This window comes from Nibricoccus aquaticus, assembly GCF_002310495.1.
GTDB lineage: Bacteria > Verrucomicrobiota > Verrucomicrobiia > Opitutales > Opitutaceae > Nibricoccus > Nibricoccus aquaticus.
Genome location: NZ_CP023344.1, coordinates 4,121,521 through 4,142,892, shown reverse-complemented (window position 1 = coordinate 4,142,892; position 21,372 = coordinate 4,121,521). Strand labels below are relative to the sequence as shown.

The following is a 21,372-nucleotide window of genomic DNA, read 5'->3' as shown; positions in this document are numbered from 1 at the left end:
CGCACGCGCTCACTCTTCCCGCACATGCGCCGCCGGCGGCGCAGCCTTCTTCGGCTTCTTCACCAGCTTCGCCGCCGCCACGTCCTTCTTCACGTCGGCCGCCGTCAACTTCCGCAGCTGCTCCAGCTGCGCCTTGAAATCCTTCGGCAACGGCGCGCGCAGATCGAGCTGCTTGCCCGTGATCGGATGCGTCACGATCAAATGCTCCGCGTGCAACATCACGCGCGGCGGCTGCTTCTTCAGCCGCGAGTCCGGCTTCCAGCCATAAATCTCGTCGCCCATCACGATATGCCCGAGCGCCTTCATGTGGACGCGAATCTGATGCGTGCGCCCCGTGTGAATCAGGCAGCGCATCAGCGACGCCACTTTGCCAAATTTCTCCACGACTTCCCAATCCGTGTGAGCATCGCGCCCGCCGAGCTCGCTCTCGACCACCGCCATCTTGTGCCGGTGATTCGGATTCCGCCCGATCGGCTTCTTCATGCTCCCGCTCAGCAAGCCCGGCGCGCCCGCGACCAGCGCGAGGTATTCCTTTTGCAACGACCTCTCCGAAAACTGCTCCGCCAGCCCGCGATGCGCCTTGTCGCTCTTCGCCACCAGCATCACGCCCGAAGTCTCGCGATCCAGCCGGTGGACGATCCCTGGCCGCTCCACGCCACCGACGCCGCTCAGACTTCCCTCACAATGTGAGAGCAACGCGTGGACCAGTGTGTCTTCGCCCGTACCCGCGCCCGGATGCACGATCATCCCCGCCGCCTTGTTGATCGCCAGCAGGTGCTTGTCCTCAAAAATCACATCGAGCGGAATATCCACCGCCTTCAGCTCTGAAGGCACCAGGTCCGGCATCGAGAAAGCGATCTCGTCGCCGCCCCGCACCGAGTGATCGCGCTTGATCGCCTTGCCCGCGATGAGCACGAGCCCCGCATCGAACGAACGTTGCAACGCCACGCGGCTATGATCGGGAAACCCGACAGCAAGCGCCTTGTCGGCACGGATACGGCGAACGCCTTCTGGAACGATATAAGTTTGTTGGCTCACGATTTTGCGGTCGGCCCTTATCCGCCCCCCCGCCCCTCTTGGCGATGCGAAAGCCTCTCTGACTCGCAGGAGCGGCTTTACGCCGCGGTCACCATTCGCTCACGCCTCACGTCAAAGGCCCGCCACCCGGTCGATCTCCGCGCACATCGCGTCGCGTACCGCCGACGGCACACTCGCCACGGCCCACCCGTTCTTCGCCACCCGCGCCAGCTCCGCGCGCGTGAACCCCGCCTCGCCCGCCAGCGCCGCATACTCGCCGTTCAGAGTATTCCCAAACACCAGCGGATCATCCGTGCTCACCGTGCAACGCACGCCCGCTTTCATGAGCGCCCGCAACGGATGCTCCGCCAGCGACCGCACCACACCCAGCCGCACATTGCTGATCGGACACACATCGAACGTCACCCCACGCTCCACCGCCAGCGCCACCACGCGCGGATCTTCAATCGCCCGCACGCCATGCTGCACCCGCATCACCCCGAGTTCCTCAATCGCCTCCCGCACCCGCGCCGCCCCGTCGAATTCCCCCGCATGACACTTCGTCACCTTCCCCGCCCCGCGCAGCCGCTCCCAAATCTTCGCCGTCCACGGCTCCGTCGGCACCTGCTCGAATCCATGCAAATCCACGCCCGCCAGTTCATCCCATTTATCGAGCTGATCGATGACCACCCGCATCGGCCCCGCACAATCCGTCCGCAGCATCCCCGCAAAAATCCGCACCTCCAACCCGCTCGGCACCGCCGCCCGGATCGCCGCGAGAATCTCCCTCGGCGGCACACCGATGAATCCCCCCACCGGCAGGTGAAAACTCGTCTCCACATACCGCACATTCTGCGCGACATGCTTCGCAAAAACCGCCTTCGCCGCCTCGTAATAACGCTCCGCCGACACGAACCACGGCAACGCATGACCGAGCAGCACTTCATCGAACTTCGGAAAGCTCCCAAATCTAAACTGCGCCTCATGAAACCCCGGATTCAGCGGATAACTCTCCGGCTTCCACGCATGCAACAACTCATACGGCAACGCCCCCTCGATATGCAGATGCGTCTCCGTCTTCGGCAGCGCCTGGATGAAGTCTCCGAGTGCGATCGCGTTAGATCGATGGGTTAGGTCACTCATGGAGACAGTTATTCAGGAAACTTCACTTTTCCCAGTTACCAATGTCGTCAGCACTCTCCACGCCATCCGCGCCCAGGCTCCATAAATCATATCCGCAATGACTTCGAATACCCGGCGACCGATAACGATACTCCCTGCGCCAAGGATCCAGCGGAAGTTTCTCGGCGTCTATATATGGTCCCTTCCAGCTTTTCGTCAGGCTTGCAGGGCAGAATAACAACGCTGCGAGGCCTTCATCTGCCGTCGGATAACGACCAACATCATTTCGAAATGACTCAAACGGCCGCACCATCGCCTGCCGGACAATATACCCCGCAGTAGAGACGTTGCCCCCGCGCGAGTCATCAAGGTTGCCGCGATTCAGCGCCAACCAAGTAAGTCCAATAATGCCTCCAGTTACGAGAAGGTAGCTGATGGCTTTCATTCGCGATTTGAAGTGAGCGACACGACCGGCCCCTCACTTCCCCTTTTTCGCCTTCTCCGCCCCCAGCAAATACTCCGGATTCAGCTTATGCAGCGACTTCGGCACGAACATCCCGTCCTTGCGGATGAGCTTATCGTCGAACCACACTTCCCCGCCGCCGTACTCCGGACGCTGGATGCACACCATGTCCCAGTGAACCTGCGACTTGTTGCCATTGCCCACGCCTTCGTACGCCTGACCAGGCGTGAAGTGGAATGACCCCGCGATCTTCTCGTCGAAGAGGATATCGCGCATCGGCGCCGTGATGTGCGGATTAAAACCCAGTGCAAATTCACCGATATACCGCGCTCCATCATCGCTGTCCAAAATCTCATTCAGCCGCTTCGTGTTCGTCGAAGTCGCCTCGACGATTTTGCCCTTCTTGAACCCGAGGCGAATGTTGTCGAACGACTGCCCGAGATAAACCGTCGGCGCGTTGTACTGCACATAGCCCTCAACCGAGTCCTTTACCGGACACGAGAAAACCTCTCCGTCCGGAATATTCCGCAAACCGCCGCACGGCTGCGCGCCGATGCCCTTGATCGAAAAACGCAGATCCGTTCCCGGCCCCTTGATGTGCACCCGATCCGTCGCCGTCATCAGTTCCTTGAGCGCTTCCATGCCCGGAACCATGCGCGCGTAATCAAGCGTGCAGACGCGGAAATAAAAATCCTCAAACGCTTCCGTGCTCATCCCTGCCTGCTGTGCCATCGACGCCGTCGGCCAGCGCAGCACCACCCACTTCGTCTTGCCGACGCGATGATCGAGCACCGGCTTCATGAGCTTGCTGACCAGCTGCACGCGATCTGGGGGCACGTCCGACGCCTCGAAAATATTATCCGATCCCCGCAGCGCGATATACGCATCCATCTTCTGCATGCGCGCCAGCTCCACTGCCGCGTGCGGCTCGAACTGATCCACCGCCGCCCCCAGCATCATTTCGCGGGTCACCCGTGCCCGATGGATATTCACGTAGGGATGCGCGCCCGCATCGCGTGTCGCCCGGATCAGTGCGATGACCATTGCGTCCGGAATATCAAACGCGTCGATCAACACGCGCTCCCCCTTCTTCAGCTGAGTCGAAAAATTGATAAGTCCGGCGGCGAGATCGTTGAAACGTGAATCGATGATCATGTTGGGATGTACCCAAAGCTAACCCGCCACGCCGTCGCTCTCGCAAGAGGGAAATCCCTCGCTCACGCCTCAGGCCAGGGCATCGCCGTCCCGTTTTCAGGAAAACAAATACGCCCTACTGCCTCCTGAAAATCCGCCGCACCCCGGATGATTTCGATCTCCAGCCTCAGGTAATAAACGGGGATCGGACACGGCAAATCCACCGGCAGCCGCACCGAATCCTTCTCCGTGGTTACGATGAAATCCACCCGCTTCCCCATCGCTTCGCTGAAGATCGAAACGTAATCCTCATCCGTGAACCGGTAGTGGTCCAGAAACCGCCGCGTGAACGTCAACGTCGCCCCGAGATCTTTCAGAAACTTCTCGAAACTCTCCGGCGTCGCGATCCCGCTAAACGCACCGACCTTCTTCCCCTTCAAAAACTCCAGCGGCATCCGCTCGTCCGACCCAAACCGCTGCAAAAACTTCGGCTGATGCGTACACTCGATGATGTCCACGCCCGGGTTGTGCTCCTGGATCAACTCCTCCAGCTCCGCATCGCGCTGCCCGTTCGACTTCGTGAGAAAAACATAGCTCGCCCGCTTCAGGTGCTTGATCGGCTCACGTAAAATCCCGCGTGGCAGCAGATGCCCGTTCCCAAACGGATTCGTCTTATCCACGAGCAGCAAATTCAGCCGCCCCTTGAGCGGCAAATACTGAAACCCGTCGTCCAGGATCAACGTGTCGCAGCCAAACTTCCTGATCGCATACGTTCCCGACTTCACCCGGTTTTTGTCCACCAGCACCACCACGCCCGGCAGATTCCGCGCGAGCATGAACGGTTCGTCGCCCGCCAGCTCCGAATCCAGCAGCACCGCCTCACCATTGCTCACCACGCGCGGCGGCGGCTCAGCCGCTCCCGTGAACCAGTTCGCCAGCTTCTTTCCCATCGACGCCGACTTGCTTTTGTATCCACGGCTCAAGATGGCCACTTTCCGCCCGCGCTCCTGCAGCGACCGCGCGAACTTCTCCACCACCGGCGTCTTCCCCGTGCCGCCCACCGTGAGATTGCCCACAACAACGACCAGACATCCCAGCGGCTGGTCATGCAAAATCCGCTTCCGATAAAGCCATAGACGAGCCTGTGCGATCCCGCTGAACAGATACGACAGCGCCTGCAAAAACGCCGCAAACAACGTCGCCCGGATGCCCTCCGCGCGCCCATAAATCACGTCGATCCCGAATTGCTCGAATTGGTTCAGCTTGGTCTTCAGCCAGGACGACGACATGCGCGGGATGAGAGCGGGAAGGTTGGAGATTGACGCTAAAGGTCGCGAAACGCTTCGCTTGCCGTTCTCTATCACGACGCACCTCGCGCCATGCAACTCAATCTACTCAAGTCCAAGATCCACCGCGCCGAGGTGACCGACAGCTCGCTCAACTACGAAGGCAGCCTCGCGATCGATTCCGAGTTCATGGCCCAGGTCGGCATGCGCCAGTACGAGCGCATCCTCATCGGCAACACCGCCAACGGCGAGCGCTTCGAGACCTACGCCATCGCCGCCCCCGCCGGCTCCAAAACCATTTCCCTCAACGGCGCCACCGCCCTCCTCGGCAAACGCGGCGATCTCCTCACGATCATGTCCTTCGCCGTCTTCACTGAAGCTGAAGCTGAAACCTGGCAACCCCGCGTCCTCGTCCTCGGCGACGCCAACAAAAAGGTCATCAAAGTCTCCCACAAATAAGCCGCGCCCCCACCCGCGCAGAAGAGAATCTGGAACTCAGGAACTCTGGAAAAATCCCATCGGCTTTCATCCACCACTCCTTCTTCATCGTCCCTTTCATAATCCGCCTCCGTTCCAGCCTTCCAGAGTTCCAGATTAAACCTTTCCGATCCTCCCTTCTCCCAACTTTCCACCCATGAGCTACAAACTCTTCATCCCCGGCCCCATCGCTGTCTCCGAAAAAACGCTGCGCGCCATGGCCCAGCCCATGATCGGTCACCGCAGCACCGACTTCGTTGCGCTCTACCAGTCCATCCAGCCCGAGCTTCAGGCTCTCGCCTACACCAAGGACCCGGTCTTCCTCGCCACGAATTCCGCCTGGGGCTCGATGGAAGGCGCCATCCGTAACGTCGTCAAAAAGAAGGTGCTCAACTGCATGAACGGCGCCTTCTCCGACAAGTGGTTCGACGTCGCCCAGCGCTGCGGAAAACAAGCCGGCGCCCTCAAGTCCGAATGGGGCCAGCCCGTCGATCCCGAGGCGCTCCGCAAAGAGCTTTCGACCGGCCAGTACGACGCCGTCACCATCATTCACAACGAAACCTCGACCGGTACGATGAGCGACCTCACCGCCATCGCCGCCGTTCTCCGCGAATTCCCCGACGTCATCTCGATCGTCGACACCGTCAGCTCCTTCACAGTCCTCCCGATCAAGAAGGACGAACTAGGTATCGACGTTCTCATCACCGGCTCGCAAAAAGCCTTCGCCCTTCCTCCCGGCCTCTCCCTCCTCTCCGTTTCGAAACGCGCCCTCGACCGCGCCGCCACCCAGACCGACCGCGGCTACTACGTCGACTTCGTCGAGTTCCAGAAGAACCACGAAGCCGGCATGACGCCCAGCACTCCGGTCATCCCGCTTATCTACGCGCTCAAGTCGAAGCTCGAAGACATCAAAGCCGAAGGCCTCGACAACCGCTTCGCCCGCCACGCCCAGCTCAACAAGATGGTCCGCGACTGGGGATTCTCGAAAGGCTTCAAACTCTTCCCCCAAGAGAAATACGGCTCGCTCGCGCTCAACTGCTTCGCGAACAACCTCAACTACGACCTCGCCGCGCTGAACAAGACGCTCAAGTCGAAGCACAAGCTCGTGATCGATGGCGGCTACGGAAAGCTGAAGGGAAAGACCTTCCGCATCTCCAACATGGGCGACGAAACCGTGGACACCATCAAGTCCCTCATCGCCTCCCTCGACGCCGCCCTCGCCGAAACCCCGAAGCTCGCTTCCTAAATGGAGAGACGACCTCCGTGTCGTCCATTCCGACACCGGGCGCGTTGTCCCTGACGCCTCGCTCCAAATCTCCAAGGCCGACTCATCCCGAGTCGGCCTTTTTCATGCCCCATGCAAAAGATTCTGACACGAGGATCGTATCCATCCATGATGCACGCACTTGTTTCTTACCCCATGCGAAAACTTTTCACCCCCTGGCTGATCACTCTGATCATGGTGACGGCTCTCCCGCCCTCCTACGCCGCACGCTCCGTTAATTCGGACGACCTTCAGAAGGCCCTCGCGTTGAGTGGCGCGAAAAAATACGCCGCAGCTTCGACTATTTTCGACCAGTGGCTCGACCAGAATCCGGACGATACCGACATCCTGTTTCATTCCGGCTTTACCCTGCACCTCCAGGCCGAGGCCGAGCCGAACGACAAACGCAGTCGGAAACTCCACCGTATAGCCTATGAACGGCTCACCAAGGCACATAAATTGGGATGCAAAGAGGTGCTCCTTCCAGCCCTGCTCAACGCGTACGACACCGAAGGTAAACCGCTATCGCGTGAGTTTTCATCCTCCAAAGAAGCGCAGGCCTTGATGCAGAAAGGCGAGAAAGCCTTCGGCTCAGGAAAACTCAACGATGCGCTCGCATTTTACCAACGAGCACTCGATCAGGATCCGCGAAACTATCACGCCACCCTGTTCATCGGCGACATCCACTTCAATCGCGGCCAGTACGACGATGCGATCACCTGGTTTGAAAAAGCCGCCTCGATTCAGCCACATATCGAAACGGCGCATCGCTACTGCGGCGATGCGTACGCCAAAACAAAGCGTCCGCAGGAAGCCTTGGCCAAATACATCGATGCATTCATCGCCGAGCCCTATAACCGGATTCCCTTCGAAATGCTCAAACGATGGGCCGCGCAAAATCAGATCTATTTGAAACGCCGCGCCATCAATCTCCCGGTGCCCACCGTGGAGATAAAAGACAAAGAGATGAGCATCGGCTGCGACCCGGCGGACGGCGCCCTCGTCCTGCTCTACAGTCTCGCCCGCGGGAAATGGTTAAGCGAAGAGCGCGCCGCATTTTTTGCAGAAGACGCCACTCCACGCCACAGCCTTCCTGAAGAACGCTCGGGACTGGAAGCCGTGCTCACCTTCGCCGACGAAGCCAGCGGGGCAGAGCTCAAAGAAGAGCTCTCCAAATGGAAATCCGCTATCGACACGCTTCGTGAGGTGAAAAAAGCCGGCCTCCTCGACACCTTCATTCTTCTCGATCGCGCCAATCAAGGCATCGCGCAGGACTACTCCGCTTACCGAGAAACCAATCGTGCGGAACTGGTCCGCTACATCCGGGAAATCTGGTTCGGCCAAAAATAGACGCCGCCCATCTTCCATCACTTTTCCCGAAGCCGGCCACTCAAAGGTCGGCTTTTTATTTTCCGGCACTCCCCGCGAAGGATTCCGCATCGAGAATCGTATCTAACCATATCCGCGCTCAACCTCCCGCCCTCCCCTCCAGCCCACGCCCCATGAAAAACCTCCGGGTCCCCCTCGCCGTTTTCCTGCTCAGCCTCGCCGCTCCGCTCTCCGCCCAGATCATCCGCATCCAAACCGTCGTCAGCCGCTACATCGAAGAGGATAAAACCGAACTCATCGGTGCCCGCACCGTCACCGCCCTCGGTACGCCCGCCACCGTCACCTTCAAAAACGTTGCCGTCGCCCTACTCGCCTCAGCCGACGCGGACGAAAAATCCATCCGCATCAACACCCGTCTCGCCGAAAAACTCCCCGACGGCACCACCCGCCGCCACGAAGCGGATTCCATCGCCATCCCCGTCGGCCATACCCAGCTCATCCGCCTCGGCGACTACAAACTCGAACTCACCCCATCCATCGCCGAACCTCTCGGCTTCACCATTAACTTTCCGGGCGGCACCATCGCCCAGTTTCTCGCTCAACTCCCTGAAAACCGGGGCCGCATGGCCTTCAACCTCGTCGGTGAAAAAGCCGATCTGCAAACAGAGATCCCGCCTCTCAACCTGAAAGTCTCCTCACCCGGCACGCTCGTCCTTGCCCTGAACGCGGTGCTCAATCCCAAAGGCCTCGCCATCGGCCAGAGCCAGAGCGGCGTCACCGATTTCTCAGGACGCGACTCCGTGTACGTCCTTCAAAAAATTTCCGAGCCCGACGCCACCGCGTCGCCCGCATCCCCGCGCCTCCGCTCATACGATCTCAGCGACTACCTCGACGAGAAAACCACCGTCGATCAGATCACCCAAGCCATCCGCTCCGCCTGGGAACTGCGTCCCGATAACAAACCTGAAGATCTCCGTATCAAATTCCACCCCGGCACCTCTCTGCTCCTGGTCAACGGCCCCGACTCCGCCATCAAAACCGCCGACATCGTTCTCGGCAGCATGCGCTCGAAAACCCGCGGCACCAACGCCGCCTTCGAAGCCGGTCGCCTGGAATCCGTCGCCGAAGAAGTCCGCCGCCGCCGCGAACTCCGCCAGGCGGCCGCCACCCCCAATGATCCTGAGGTCGTTCTCCTTCCGGAATTCGGGACCTTCGCAACACCGCCCCCAGCCGCACCCGCACGCCCTGCAACCGCCGCTCCGCTCATGAGCCCCGAAGAAATTCAGAAAGCCACCGACGAGGTCCGCGCTCGCCGTGACGCCCGTCAGAAACTTAAGCCTCAACCATCGCCTTCCACACCGTCTCCCTCGACACCTCCACCGCCCGAACCTCCCGCGAGTAAGTGATCCACGTCTCCAACGCCGCCGACACCTCCGCCGTGCTCACGACGTTGTCCGGTTCTCCATCGGACGTTCCTCACCTGCGTGCGTTCACCACGGCGCTCGCCCGGGGCGACGACCCAGCTTGGGCGGCCTTCCACCGCGACTACGGTCCCGCGCTCTTCCGCCAGCTCCTCGCCACCACCCGCGGCGACCACGCCCTCGCCTCCGAAGCGCTCCAGCAAACCTACCTCCGCGTCGCCCGCCACGTCCGTCCCTGCGACTCGGATACCATGTTCGCCGCCTGGCTCCGCACCGTCGCCCGCTCCGCCCTCCACGACTGCCTCCGCAAACGCCGCAGCTTCTGGCAACTCCTACAGCGCCGCCACGCCGATCCCTCCGACAAACTCTCCGACGAACCCGCCCCCGCAGACGACGACCGCACCCTCGCCGCGCTCGACGCCGCCCTCGCCCGGCTTTCCCCCGACGACCGCGCCCTCCTCGAAGCCAAATATTTTTCCGGCACCGACGTCCGCTCCCTCGCCGACCGCCTCGCCATCTCACCCAAGGCTGCCGAGTCCCGCCTCACCCGCGCCCGCGCCGAACTCCGTCGTCTCCTCGAAACATCCCTCCGCCATGACACCGAAATCCGATAACCGCGAACATCTCCTCGCCGAAACCTATCACGGCGACTGGTCCACCGGTCCCGCCGCCACCTTCGCGCGCAACGCCGCCCGCTCCGCCCGCCGCCGCCGCACGCTCCGGATCGCACTCCCAATCTCCGCCGTCGCCGCGCTCGTCTTCGTCGCCATCCCTGCACTGCGAGAACCCACACGCATCGCATCAATCAGCGTCTCGGCCCCAACCACCGCTCTTCCTCCTTCCGACCCGGCTCCCGCCTACGAAATCATCTCCGACACCGAGCTCCTCACACTTGTGCGCGACCGCCCGCTCCTGCTCATCCAAAACGACACCGCCCCCGGCAGCTCACGCCAGATCGTCACTTTCGACTACTGATCCGCGTCACGCCCGGACCTGCACTTATCAAGTGCCGCCCCCCTCGCCTCATCGCTAGGCTCGCCGCCGCGCCCTCCCGCCGGCTCGATCCGCCAGATCAATCCTCCATCTTAATATCCTTGTTGCGATGACGCGGACACCCCGCGCGCAACCACGAATAGATGAACCGGTCCAGATCGCCATCGAGCACGCCTTGCGTGTCGCTCGTCTCCGTGCCCGTGCGCAGATCCTTCACCATCTGGTAAGGCTGCAACACATAACTCCGGATCTGGCTGCCCCAGCCGATTTCGCCTTTCTCACCGTAGAAACGCTCCATCTCGCTGCGCTTCTCATCCAGCCGCTTCTCATAGAGGCGCGCCTTCAAAACGCTCATCGCACTCGCGCGATTCTTGATTTGTGAACGTTCGTTTTGGCAGACCACCACGATGTTCGTCGGGATGTGCGTGATGCGCACCGCCGAATCCGTCGTGTTAACGCCCTGGCCGCCTTTGCCCGAGGAGCGGTAAACATCCACGCGCAGCTCGCTGTCGGGAATCTCGATTTTGATGTCATCGGTGATCTCCGCGATCACATCGATCGCAGAAAACGACGTGTGCCGCCGCTTGTTCGAATCGAAAGGACTGATACGCACCAGCCGGTGAACGCCACGCTCCGCCTTCACGTAACCGTAGGCGTTTTCGCCTTTGATCAGAATCGTCGCCTTGCTGATGCCCGCCGTGTCACCGGCCTGCACATCCTGCACTTCGATCTCGAAGCCACGACGCTCCGCCCAGCGACTGTACATGCGGAAAAGGATGTCCGCCCAATCATTGGACTCCGTGCCGCCCGCGCCCGCCTGGATCGAGAGGATCGCGTTATTCTTGTCGAACGGCTCGCTGAGGAAGGACGCGATCTCGAGCTTGTCGAGTTCCTCAACCATCCCATCGACCGAGGTCGTCAACTCGTCCTCATACATCGCTTTCTCATCTTCGGCCGCGCCTTCGATGAGCTCCACCATCACGTCGATGTCATCGGTCTTCTTCTTGAACGCCACGACCGGCAGGATCGAGCGCTTCAACGCGTTAAGCTTCGCGATATGCTTCTGCGCGCGCTCGTTGTTATCCCAAAACGTCGGATCGCCCATCTGGGCGTCCATGGCCTCTATTTCCCGCTGCTTTTGATCGCAGTCAAAGAAACCTCCATAGATGCCCGGCGCGCTTCTTAATGTTTTCGATGTGGTTGAAAGTTTCGGGAGCGATCATGGTCTGAAAAGTCGGTGAGTTCGTTCAGTGAAGCGGTCATGGCCGCAAACCCCGCCGCCCGGCGCAAGGCTGATTTTCCAAAGACGCGCAGCACACTCGCCGCATCATCCAATCCATCTGCCGAGTTAAAACCGACGCAGCTGCGGGAAATATTTCCGATCATCGATCAACCGCTCTGTCGGCGGCGCAACCGCAGCGGGCTTGGCTTGCTCGATTGGCGAGGATGCGACCGGCGGCAACACACTGGGAGCCGGCGTCAAAAGGGATGACAACGCACCAGACGTCTCTCGCTCGCCTGCTGTACCAGCCAGCGGCGCAGCTCCGGCAAACTCCGCCTGAAACGGTTCGGCGAGATAAGGATTTTGCGCCGTCCGGTTCGCAGGCAAATTCGCTATCCCCGGCAGCTCCATCTGCAACGGATTGGTCGTGACCGAAGCGGGCGTGGCGGTGGTTTCACGCCGGAAATCGCTGCGCGGGATTTCCCACGGTGCCGTCGATGACGACGTACTGCTCCGGCTGGCCGCGCTCAGCAACGCCTGATCTCCAGGCGAGAGCCACTGCGTCAGGTATTCGGTGAATGGGTTCGTCGTCGCTGCAGTCATGCGCTCCCCCGTCGCGGACGTCTGCTGGTTGTCGTTCTTGATCTTAGCCTCAGACGCGTCGCGCTGAGATTTCGCCTCGGCCTCCAGTTGATTCACGCCATCGAGCAACCAGTTCGCCGGTTTTCCAGCAGGCGGGTTATCACGACTCTTGGCATCGGCGCTCGGTGCAGACGGCGTTCCCAGGGAAAGCCCCGTCACTGACGACGTTCCCGAAAACAGAGACTTGCTCGACGTCGCCTCCACCGGCCGCTGCATCGTCGGCAGCGACTGCAAATCCTTCTTCGCCGACTCCGCCGCCGCCGTGCCCGGCTGCTCGCCCTGCGCTGAAGCCACCGCTGCGAGAGCGGCCAGAGAAGCGAAAGGTGCGCGAGTGCCTGCCATGGTTAAAATCAGGTCCGGATAAAGATGCCTTTGAGATTCATTTCAAGCGCCTGCGGATTCGGCGAGAAACGAAGGCCGTCAGCCTTGCTGATCTTACCCGCCTTGATCAGGCGATAGAGATCCTTGTTGAACGAGAACGTGCGCGAATCGCTCGAGCTCTCCAGCAACGACTGGATCTTCTCAAACTGCCCTTCCAGGATCAGCGTCTTGATTGTGGCATCCGCGAAAAGAATTTCGTTCGCAGGAACGCGTCCACCGCCTTCGAGCGCCGGGATCAGCTTCTGGCAGATGAGCCCGCGAATCGATCCCGCGATCTGCCGCCGCGCCTGCGCGACTTGCTCAGGTGGAAAAAACTCAAAGAGACGCGTCAACGACTGCGCCACCGTCGCCGCATGCATCGTGGAGAAAACCAAATGCCCCGTTTCCGCCGCCGAGATCGCCGTCTCGAACGTTTCGCGATCACGCATTTCACCGATCAGGATGATGTCGGGATTTTGACGCAGCACCGACTTGATCGCCATCGGGAAGCTCGGCACATCGAGGCCGATCTCGCGCTGGTTGAAAACCGACTTGTCATCCTGAAACGTGTACTCGATCGGGTCTTCGATGGTGACGACATGCTTGTCGAAATTGTGGTTAATCCAGTTAAGCAGCGACGCCATCGTCGAGCTCTTGCCCATGCCCGTCGCTCCGCAAAACAACAAGATGCCGTCCTTGCCCTGCCCCAGATGGAGCAACGGGTCGGGGTTCAAATTCAGATCCTCGAAGCTCGGGATGCGGCTCTTGATATGACGAAAAACAATGCTGACCGTCCCGCGTTGGTGAAACGCGTTCACACGAAAGCGACCGATGTTTTCCGCCGCGTACGCGAAGTCTATCTGGCCTTCGTTTTCCCAAATCTGCTTAAACACGCGAGGCACATGGTCATCCACGAACGCCTGCGCCTCGACACCCGCGATCGGGTCCATGTCCACCGGTTTCAATTTCCCCGACAAGCGCACATAGCCCGGCTTGTTGGACTTCACCACGACATCGCTCGCTCCGCTATCCACCGCCAGTTTCAGCAAGTCGTTGAAGATCTCCGTGTGTAGCGAGGTAGACATAGAATACAGTGGGGAAGAAAAACCTTGTGGATTTGGTAAATAGACCTGCTTTTTTGCGCAAGGTATCTTCCTGTAAACCCTCCATGAAACTCCGTCCGCTCACCGGTGCCATCACCGCTCTCGTGACCCCGTTCAAAAACGAGTCCGTCGCCTACGACGATCTCCGCAAGCTCGTGGAGTTTCAGATCAAATCGGGCATCCACGGACTCGTCCCCGTCGGCACCACCGGCGAATCGCCCACCCTCTCCCACGAGGAACACATGGAGGTCATCCGCGCCGTCGTCGGCTACACAAAGCGCCGAGTCCCCGTCATCGCCGGCACCGGCTCCAACTCCACCAAGGAAGCCGTGGAGCTCACGCACCTTTCCCACGAAGCCGGCGTCGATGCCATGCTCGTCGTCGCGCCTTACTACAACAAGCCCAGCCAGGAGGGCGTTTTCCGCTATTTCTCCGCCGTCGCCGAGGCCACCGACAAGCCCATCATCACCTACTCGATCCCCGGCCGCTGCGGCATCGAGATTAGCGTCCCCGTGATCGAGCGCCTCCGCGCGAAGTACCCGCACGTCCGCTACATCAAGGAAGCCGGCGGCTCCGTTGATCGCGTTGACCAGATCAAACAGGCGCTAGGCAAAGACATCACCGTTCTCAGCGGCGACGACAGCCTCACACTGCCTTTCATGGCCGTCGGTGCCGAAGGCGTCATCAGCGTCGCGTCGAATCTCCTACCAAAAGAAGTCGCCCAACTCACCGAGCTCGCCCTCGCCGACGAATTCGCCAAAGCCGCGAAGCTCCACCGCAAGCTCTACACCGTCTTCAAGACCCTCTTCATCGAGCCCAATCCCGTACCCGTAAAGACCGCACTCCTCCGCGCCGGTCGCATCGGCTCCGCCGAAGTGCGTTCGCCGCTCTGCGAGATGACCGAGCCCAACAAGCAAATCCTCATCGCCGCGCTCACTGCCGCCGGCAAGTAACCACCATGCCTCTCCGTATCGCACTCGTCGGCGCCAAGGGGCGCATGGGCCAGACCATCACCACTGCCGCCCAAAGCCTCGGCCATTCCATCTCCGCCGCCCTCGATCAGGGCGACGATCTCGCCGCAGGTATCAAAACCGCGGATGCCGTGATCGACTTCAGCTTCCACGCCACCACCGGCGAAGTCATCAAGCACGCCACCGCCTTCAACAAACCGCTCGTCATCGGCACCACCGGCCACCCCGCCGAGGAAAAGAAACACCTCCTCGCCGCCGCTGCGAAGATACCCTGCGTCTGGGCGGGCAACTACTCCGTCGGCGTTAATCTCCTCTACGCCCTCACCCGCCGCGCCTCCAGCGTCCTCGGCGCTGACTACGACGCCGAAGTCGTCGAGATGCACCACCGCTTCAAGAAGGACGCCCCGAGCGGCACCGCCGCCCGCCTCCTCGAAATCATTCTCGAAGAGCGCAAACTCACCGCCGACGCCCTCCGCCACGGCCGCGAAGGCATTACTGGCGAACGCACCTCCACCGAAGTCGGCATCCACGCTCTCCGCGGCGGCGATGTCGTCGGCGAACACACCGTCATGTTTGCCGCGCTTGGCGAACGCATCGAGCTCACGCACAAAGCCTCCGACCGCGGCATCTTCGCCCGCGGCTCGATCCGCGCCGCCGAATGGCTCTCCACCGGCCGCGCTGCAGGCGTGTACGACATGCAGGACGTCCTCGCACTTCGCTGAAGCTGCCGCAGTAGATTAGCGCGTCATGATTACTTCCATCCAAGGCCTGCTCACTGAAGCGACTCCGCTGCGCGCCATCATCGAGCTCAACGGCCTCGGCTACGAGGTAAACATCCCCGTCACCACCGCCGAAAAACTCCCCGCGACCGGAGCCACGGTAAAGCTTCACACGCTCGTGATCTACCGCGAGGACGCCCAAACGCTCTACGGTTTCGCGACGATCCCCGAGCGCGATTTTTTCCGCCTCATGATCGAGCACGTCACAGGTGTCGGCCCCAAAATGGCGCTCACCATCATGAGCAAACTCTCCCTGCCCTCGCTCGAATCCGCGATCCGCATGGGCGACATCGCCACACTCGCGAAATGCCCCGGCATCGGCAAAAAAACCGCCGAGCGCCTCGTCGTCGAACTCCGCGCCAAAGTCGGTGCAACTTCCTCCGCCGATCCTGTTTCACTCGGCGACGATCCCGCTTCTCCAGACTCACGCCCCGCTGGCGATTCGCGCATACGCGATGCCGTGCTCGCACTCACCGCCCTCGGCTACAAAGCCGCCGACGCCGACGAAGCCGTCCGCCGCGCCAGCCTCACGCTCGGCACCAAAGCCACGACCGAGCAGCTCATCAAAAAGGCGCTCGGTTAAAAACCGAACGCCTCAAAACGTCTTGGCTCAAACCGGAGCGAATCGCTCCGTCAGCGATTCACTTCGTGAACTGAAACGCCGTCATCTCGGTGCTGTGTTCATCCGAAGAAGTCGTCGAAAACTGCGTTGTCACCGGCTTGTCCACCGCCGTGCGTTGATCAAAAGCCAGATCTTCAGCCGATACTTTACGCAGCGGTTTGAGCTGCACGTCCTGCGCCCAATCAATGACCAGAGCGTCAGCACTTGAGCCACTCACGAACAGCCCTTCCGGCCTCATCTCCGAAGAGCGGAACGGTTGAACTGTAAACACCCGCGTGAACTCCTCCGTAGAAGACGCAAGCAACGCAGCAGGCTGCTTCGCATCCTCAGTGATCACACGCGCGACCGTCGTGCCACTTTCCTTCACGGGCGCTTGCTCGTTCGTCGCCACGACCTGGCCGCTAACCGTTGGCCCCTGAGTCTCCGTCCGGCTCAACACGACAAACGCCACACACGCCGCCGTCGCGACCGCGCCGATGGAAAACCCCACCGGCCAGATCGAACGCCGCGTCCCCTGCTCCGGGAACGCCACGATCTTCCGGTCCGCATCCGCCATCGCCCGCGACAGTGCCACCGAAGCAGGTGCGGCCGATCGCTCGTGCTCAAACAACTGCGCGCAAGCCTTCTGCATCCGGCAATATTGCTGATAAGTGCGATGCCGCGTTGGATTCGTCTGGATCTCAGCCTCCAGCTCAGCGGCTTCTTGCGGACATAGTTGCTGATCAACGTACAGGTTGAGCAGTTCGATAAAACGCGATTCGTTCATTTGAAATCATCTCCCATTTTGGCGCGCAGGCTTTCGCGGGCGCGTGCTATGCGACTCTTCACCGTGCCAACCGAAATCTTCAGAATCGCGGCAATATCCTCATACGAGAGGTTCTTCACGTTGCGCAGAATCAGAATCTCCCGGTGCTTGGCACCCAGTTTTTCCATACCCTTGGCGATCCGGTCCACGAACTCCTGCGTGACCGTGATCTCGTCTGGCGACTCGATCTCCGCCGCGAAAACTTCCGACAACGGCATGTCGTTGCTCTCACTCACCGGCTGGTCAAACGACACCGTCTTATCCCGCTTGCGACGCCACCAGTACCAGTAGCGATTCCGGGCGAGATTCGTCGCAATCTGATAAAGCCACGTCGAGAAAGCCGACTCTCCGCGAAAATTCACCAACCCGCGATGCGCCCGGATAAACGCGTCCTGTGTCACCTCCTCGGCGTCCTGCTGGTTGCGCAAAAGCTGGTGGACCATCGCATAAATGCGGTCCCAGTAGCGCGTCACCATTTCATCGAATGCCGCCTGATCACCGCCTTTGAAGCGATCTACCAGAATACGGTCCAAGGCCACGTCCTGAGCTTTCGTTGACATACGTTCAACGGAACTTTGATGGGTGTATTTTTCGATTGTTCCCACTTTTTCAGATTTGGATGACTCGGGCTCTCCGTACTTTGTTGCGTAATTCATCATATGTTTTCCGGCCAGCCGCTCCCGGCCAGCCCAATCGCGTCGGGACTATCACGCAGCGCCGAAAAAAGCCTTGCAAAGCCCCGGCGGAAAACCTTTTTCGACCCTTCTTCTGCCTGGGGGTCGATAGCTCAATGGTAGAGCAGCATCCTTTTAAGTTGTTGGTTCCGGGTTCGAATCCCGGTCGACCCACCAAGCAGGCAGAAGACTCCGGCGACACCGAGTGTCGACCGAAGCATGAGTTGTCCGCCACGGGCATCTTATGCCTCCGAAACATTAGCGGAAAACTTGTGCCTCCAGAAATACAAGTGCCTTTCAATCAATCGTCCACGGTTTAAGCTCCAGACTTGGCAGCAAGGTCTGACCTGAACGCCTCGCTACTGGGGCGAACGCCAATCGGCGTTGTACAACGCCCTCCCGACCTCTTCTCTCTCGCCTCCAGGCTCTAGGCTACGCGGGGATTCTGAACATCCCCAGCTCCTTCAGTTCCAACGACGATGCCTTTACTTCGTCTCCATAGCCCAACGCACTATCAACCAAGCTTCAATTAACCAGAAGAACCTAGGAAGGACGATGATCCCCCTCCCGCCACTCGCCGAGCAGAAGCGGATCGTGGCGAAGGTGGATGAGTTGATGGCCTTGTGTGACCGCTTGGAGTTGCGGCAGCAGGAACGGGAGACGCTGCACGCCGCGCTCGCCCGCGCGACGCTGGCCCGCTTCGCCGAAGCCCCCACGCTCGCGAACCAGACTCTGCTCTTTCATTCATCCTTCAGCATTCCGCCCTCCGATTTGCGGAAGTACATCCTCACCCTCGCCGTCCAAGGCCAACTCGTCCTCCAAGACCCCAACGACGAACCGGCGGAAACCAGCAGCAACATCGATTCGTTGTTCGATCTTCCCTCGAATAGGCGATGGAGGGCACTCGGCTCGCTGGGGCTTTGTAGAACCGGCAGAACTCCTGCCACAAATGAGCCCCAAAATTATGGGGAAAGATTTCCTTTTATTGGTCCCGGCCAAATCACTCCAAGCGGCAGTTTTACCGCGCCAGAGAAAGCGACTACGAGTAGAGGACTGGAAAACAGCACAGACGCCATCGCATCTGACATTCTGATGGTGTGTATCGGGGGCTCCATTGGGAAAGCGGCGATCTGCGTGCAACCGATGGGGTTTAATCAGCAGATCAATTCCGTTCGACTGAAGAGTGCGTTACCCGAGTAAGTTTTCTCAGCGATGACGGCTGGGCACTTTCAGGAGCAAGTCCGCGCCAATGCTTCAGGTTCAGCTACGCCGATTATCAACAAAGGAAAATGGGAGCGTATCCCAATACCAATTCCCCCCTCGCCGAACAACGCCGGATCGTGGCGAAGGTGGACAAAGTGATTGCCTTGGTGGACGCGCTGGAAACCCAGCTCGCCACCGCCACGTCCTTCCTCGCCGCCGTCGTCGCCGAACTCACCGGCTCACCCGCCAATTGCAAAGTCTCCGTCCCCGCCGCTTCCGGCACCGGCCGCCGCGGCCGCCCCCGAAAATCGTAAATCGAGACACGCGCATGTCCATAACTCCAGAAATTTGGTGCGAGCGCGACGGCCACAAACACTTCGAGTGCTTTGTCGATTTCAACGATTGGCTGGACGACTCAGACGAGGCGGACCTCATCCGTGAGAACTATGGGATCAACAATTTTTCATCGCCGAGCAAGGTGCTGTTTGTGGCCGACAAAACAGCCTACAATACGCATGTGCCATCGAGAATTCTTACATCTATGAAATTACTGGTGTACGTAATTGAAATCCAATACAGTAGATCGATCCTTGATCAGAATCACTGACACAGCGGAAAAAGAGATCGCCGCATGTGAGAAATCGTCCAACACGTCGGTGTATTGCGCCGAATTGTGGCTGAGGTGTTAACCTGTGTAGTCATGGAGAAATCACTGCCCCCTTTAACACTGATCGGTCAACGCCTTCAGCTGGCACTGATCGTCCATTCTTTGTGCCAGCGCACAGTCGGGCGTGAGTCAGACAAATCCACCGGCAACCAAACATAGCGTCCGTCGATCGGATTCTTAGGAGCCCATCGATCCGCCATAAAAATGAATCGACCGGATTTTTCATTCACCGGGAGAATGAATGTCGGCTGAGACTGAAAAGTCGTGGCTGATTCCTGTGGAGTTCCCACACAGGGATTACCCATATCGGTCCACGGCCCCCAGATGGAATCAGCCACGGCCAGTCGGAGTGCGTTCGGCCTCCAACCCGTGCATCCCGATGTAAACAGGAAATACCGGCCGCTCCACTTCATCAGTGCCGGCGCCTCGTTAAATCCACCGGGGAACACCCGGATGTATCGGCCCTCGTGATGCAGATAGTCTTTCGTCAGCTGAGAAATATGCAGCGTGCCGTTTTCTTCGGAAGAGTAGATCTGGTACGCGATGTCATCCTCGTCCACGAAGAGGGTCATATCCCGCGCCATCTGACCGCCCTCATGATCGCGTCGCTGAATCAAATCAGCGGGAAAATCCGCCTCCGGCCCTCCGCTGAAGCGCCGGGCCGCCAGCGAGTCCGCTTCCTCCGCTGAGAGCATTTGACGCAGCATAGCATCGGCATTCAACGGCCAGATTCCTGCGTTCGGTCGCAGACTGCCCAGATAACGATAGGGACCACACGGAGCATTCGCCACCGCCACACCACTCCGCGCGCCCGTATAACCTGCGCCTGGCGGCTCCAGGTGAAACCACATCACAAAAAGACCGGTGTGCCGGTTATGAATAACCTTCGGTCTTTCCAGGATGCAGCCGCTTGCAATTTCGCTCGCCGGATCAGCACTCACCGCAAGCGCGATGCCTTGGTTGCGCCAGCGAACCAGATCTTCCGACGCATAGACACGAACGCCCACGTGCGCTTCGTTGCCCCACGGCCCGGCGATCTTATGTTCCCCGAACCAGTAGTAGGTCGCACCGTGGCGCAAAATACCGCCGCCGTGTGCATTGATGGGAACGCCAGCCGTATCCGTCCAAACCTCACCTGGACGGAAACGCTCCAAGTTCTCCTCAGAAGATAATACCGACTCGCTCATGATGCCGACACCCAGCGCAGGGCGTTTGCCAGCAGTTTTTGAAAAGAAGGATGCAGCCAGACCTGTGCAAAGTGGCCCGGCGTGAGCACACAGACACGACCGGCTCCCTCTCTTCTCGTCCAACCGGACGGCTGCATTCCATGGCTCGACCGGCTGCGCAAAAACACATCCGCATCCAGATCATCCAGCGTCACAAAGTAGTGTTCATCAAAAACCGAGAACCGCGCATCGACGCCCGCGGTCAATGCATGGTCGTCCGTTGACTCTATCGTTACCTCACACGCAGGCGGGTGATGGGTGAACGCACCGCCTGTCACGGCTCGCATCGGTTCCACTTGTGCGTAGCTCGCGCAGCCAGAGTGAACGATCAGCAGTCCACCTCCCGCTCGGACATAATCCCGAAAGGCAGTCTCCTTGCCGCCGACCAGCCAGGGACTCCAGTCGGTCGCCGACGCTGTGTTTGACTTACTCAGAATCACCGCGGGGAAATCCGCGAGCGACTCGGGTTTCCACTCGTGCACATTATCGGTCCAAACAAAACTCCAGTCTCTGCCCAGCGGCGCCAGCCCTTCCCGCACTGTCGCAGCAGGATGAAATCGGTCGTCGCAAAATACCTGAACGCTCATGGCCA

At 59.9% G+C, this 21,372-nt stretch carries 23 protein-coding genes, 1 tRNA gene and 1 pseudogene; 13 read left to right on the top strand and 12 right to left on the bottom strand.

Going from position 1 to position 21,372, the window contains the following annotated elements; translation table 11 throughout:
* Positions 1–9 precede the first annotated feature (9 nt).
* The 5 genes from CMV30_RS16700 to lpxK all read right to left on the bottom strand — a co-directional run bounded on the left by CMV30_RS16700 (position 10) and on the right by lpxK (position 5,025).
* Positions 10–1,038 carry an RluA family pseudouridine synthase gene (locus CMV30_RS16700; RefSeq protein ID WP_096057082.1) on the bottom strand — a complete coding sequence of 343 codons (1,029 nt, stop codon included), beginning with the start codon at positions 1,036–1,038 and terminating at the stop codon, positions 10–12.
* 111 nt (positions 1,039–1,149) lie between these two features.
* Positions 1,150–2,160, bottom strand: a complete 1,011-nt coding sequence (locus CMV30_RS16695) for an adenosine deaminase family protein (RefSeq protein WP_096057081.1) — start codon at positions 2,158–2,160, stop codon at positions 1,150–1,152.
* 22 nt (positions 2,161–2,182) lie between these two features.
* The gene (locus CMV30_RS16690) at positions 2,183–2,584 is read right to left on the bottom strand and encodes a type II secretion system protein GspG (RefSeq protein ID WP_096057080.1); all 402 of its coding nucleotides are present in this window, start codon (positions 2,582–2,584) and stop codon (positions 2,183–2,185) included.
* Positions 2,585–2,617: 33 nt separating this feature from the next.
* Positions 2,618–3,757, bottom strand: coding sequence for an aminopeptidase (locus CMV30_RS16685; RefSeq protein ID WP_096057079.1), 1,140 nt, complete (start codon positions 3,755–3,757; stop codon positions 2,618–2,620).
* Between the two features lie 62 nt (positions 3,758–3,819).
* Complete coding sequence (gene lpxK / locus CMV30_RS16680; RefSeq protein WP_096057078.1) at positions 3,820–5,025, bottom strand: tetraacyldisaccharide 4'-kinase; 1,206 nt, start codon at positions 5,023–5,025, stop codon at positions 3,820–3,822.
* A gap of 90 nt (positions 5,026–5,115) precedes the next feature.
* Here lpxK and panD point away from each other — a divergent pair, with 90 nt between their 5' ends.
* From panD to CMV30_RS16650, 6 genes are all read left to right on the top strand, one after another.
* Positions 5,116–5,481: an aspartate 1-decarboxylase gene (gene panD, locus CMV30_RS16675; protein ID WP_096057077.1), complete on the top strand. Its 366-nt coding sequence runs from the start codon at positions 5,116–5,118 to the stop codon at positions 5,479–5,481.
* A 175-nt stretch (positions 5,482–5,656) separates the two neighbouring features.
* Positions 5,657–6,745 (top strand): pyridoxal-phosphate-dependent aminotransferase family protein, encoded by a 1,089-nt coding sequence (locus CMV30_RS16670; protein ID WP_096057076.1) that lies wholly within the window; start codon positions 5,657–5,659, stop codon positions 6,743–6,745.
* 285 nt (positions 6,746–7,030) lie between these two features.
* Positions 7,031–8,113, top strand: a complete 1,083-nt coding sequence (locus CMV30_RS16665; protein ID WP_175414927.1) for a tetratricopeptide repeat protein — start codon at positions 7,031–7,033, stop codon at positions 8,111–8,113.
* Positions 8,114–8,265: 152 nt separating this feature from the next.
* On the top strand, positions 8,266–9,498 hold the full coding sequence (locus CMV30_RS16660; protein WP_096057074.1) for a hypothetical protein: 1,233 nt from the start codon (positions 8,266–8,268) through the stop codon (positions 9,496–9,498).
* On the top strand, positions 9,495–10,127 hold the full coding sequence (locus tag CMV30_RS16655; protein ID WP_096057073.1) for an RNA polymerase sigma factor: 633 nt from the start codon (positions 9,495–9,497) through the stop codon (positions 10,125–10,127). Before CMV30_RS16660 ends, CMV30_RS16655 begins: the two co-directional genes overlap by 4 nt.
* Complete coding sequence (locus tag CMV30_RS16650; protein WP_096057072.1) at positions 10,108–10,488, top strand: hypothetical protein; 381 nt, start codon at positions 10,108–10,110, stop codon at positions 10,486–10,488. The genes CMV30_RS16655 and CMV30_RS16650 overlap by 20 nt, the downstream gene beginning before the upstream one ends.
* 97 nt (positions 10,489–10,585) lie before the next feature.
* Here CMV30_RS16650 and prfB read toward each other — a convergent pair.
* The 3 genes from prfB to CMV30_RS16635 all read right to left on the bottom strand — a co-directional run bounded on the left by prfB (position 10,586) and on the right by CMV30_RS16635 (position 13,815).
* Positions 10,586–11,729, bottom strand: a protein-coding gene (prfB, locus tag CMV30_RS16645; RefSeq protein ID WP_217494416.1) for a peptide chain release factor 2 whose coding sequence is annotated in 2 segments (ribosomal slippage) — positions 10,586–11,656 and positions 11,658–11,729 — 1,143 coding nt in all. Because the reading frame shifts where the segments join, the coding sequence is not laid out codon by codon here.
* Between the two features lie 125 nt (positions 11,730–11,854).
* Complete coding sequence (locus CMV30_RS16640) at positions 11,855–12,712, bottom strand: hypothetical protein (RefSeq protein ID WP_096057070.1); 858 nt, start codon at positions 12,710–12,712, stop codon at positions 11,855–11,857.
* Positions 12,713–12,720: 8 nt separating this feature from the next.
* Positions 12,721–13,815 carry a type IV pilus twitching motility protein PilT gene (locus CMV30_RS16635; RefSeq protein ID WP_096057069.1) on the bottom strand — a complete coding sequence of 365 codons (1,095 nt, stop codon included), beginning with the start codon at positions 13,813–13,815 and terminating at the stop codon, positions 12,721–12,723.
* Between the two features lie 83 nt (positions 13,816–13,898).
* On the opposite strand from CMV30_RS16635, the gene dapA reads away from it, so the two are divergent.
* From dapA to ruvA, 3 genes are read left to right on the top strand one after another with little or no spacing between them, the layout of a single operon-like run.
* Positions 13,899–14,786 carry a 4-hydroxy-tetrahydrodipicolinate synthase gene (gene dapA, locus CMV30_RS16630; RefSeq protein ID WP_096057068.1) on the top strand — a complete coding sequence of 296 codons (888 nt, stop codon included), beginning with the start codon at positions 13,899–13,901 and terminating at the stop codon, positions 14,784–14,786.
* A 5-nt stretch (positions 14,787–14,791) separates the two neighbouring features.
* On the top strand, positions 14,792–15,526 hold the full coding sequence (dapB, locus tag CMV30_RS16625) for a 4-hydroxy-tetrahydrodipicolinate reductase (RefSeq protein ID WP_096057067.1): 735 nt from the start codon (positions 14,792–14,794) through the stop codon (positions 15,524–15,526).
* Between the two features lie 25 nt (positions 15,527–15,551).
* Complete coding sequence (gene ruvA, locus CMV30_RS16620) at positions 15,552–16,166, top strand: Holliday junction branch migration protein RuvA (RefSeq protein WP_096057066.1); 615 nt, start codon at positions 15,552–15,554, stop codon at positions 16,164–16,166.
* A gap of 58 nt (positions 16,167–16,224) precedes the next feature.
* Here the strand turns inward: ruvA and CMV30_RS16615 are convergent, their stop codons facing one another.
* Together CMV30_RS16615 and CMV30_RS16610 are read right to left on the bottom strand one after the other, a co-directional pair.
* Positions 16,225–16,971, bottom strand: a complete 747-nt coding sequence (locus CMV30_RS16615) for an anti-sigma factor family protein (RefSeq protein WP_096057065.1) — start codon at positions 16,969–16,971, stop codon at positions 16,225–16,227.
* Positions 16,968–17,669, bottom strand: coding sequence for an RNA polymerase sigma factor (locus CMV30_RS16610; protein WP_096057064.1), 702 nt, complete (start codon positions 17,667–17,669; stop codon positions 16,968–16,970). Before CMV30_RS16610 ends, CMV30_RS16615 begins: the two co-directional genes overlap by 4 nt.
* Before the next feature lie 117 nt (positions 17,670–17,786).
* On the opposite strand from CMV30_RS16610, the gene CMV30_RS16605 reads away from it, so the two are divergent.
* The 4 genes and pseudogenes from CMV30_RS16605 to CMV30_RS16590 all read left to right on the top strand — a co-directional run bounded on the left by CMV30_RS16605 (position 17,787) and on the right by CMV30_RS16590 (position 19,494).
* Positions 17,787–17,861 (top strand) — tRNA-Lys (locus tag CMV30_RS16605).
* Between the two features lie 384 nt (positions 17,862–18,245).
* Positions 18,246–18,884, top strand: a pseudogene (locus tag CMV30_RS16600) (restriction endonuclease subunit S domain-containing protein); the annotation flags it as partial.
* An 89-nt stretch (positions 18,885–18,973) separates the two neighbouring features.
* Positions 18,974–19,201 (top strand): restriction endonuclease subunit S domain-containing protein, encoded by a 228-nt coding sequence (locus CMV30_RS16595; protein ID WP_096057063.1) that lies wholly within the window; start codon positions 18,974–18,976, stop codon positions 19,199–19,201.
* A 14-nt stretch (positions 19,202–19,215) separates the two neighbouring features.
* The gene (locus CMV30_RS16590; protein WP_096057062.1) at positions 19,216–19,494 is read left to right on the top strand and encodes a hypothetical protein; all 279 of its coding nucleotides are present in this window, start codon (positions 19,216–19,218) and stop codon (positions 19,492–19,494) included.
* Positions 19,495–19,631: 137 nt separating this feature from the next.
* Here CMV30_RS16590 and CMV30_RS16585 read toward each other — a convergent pair whose 3' ends face one another.
* Positions 19,632–20,741: a glycoside hydrolase family 43 protein gene (locus CMV30_RS16585; RefSeq protein WP_096057061.1), complete on the bottom strand. Its 1,110-nt coding sequence runs from the start codon at positions 20,739–20,741 to the stop codon at positions 19,632–19,634.
* Positions 20,738–21,367 carry a ThuA domain-containing protein gene (locus CMV30_RS16580; protein ID WP_175414926.1) on the bottom strand — a complete coding sequence of 210 codons (630 nt, stop codon included), beginning with the start codon at positions 21,365–21,367 and terminating at the stop codon, positions 20,738–20,740. The genes CMV30_RS16585 and CMV30_RS16580 overlap by 4 nt, the downstream gene beginning before the upstream one ends.
* Positions 21,368–21,372: the final 5 nt, after the last annotated feature.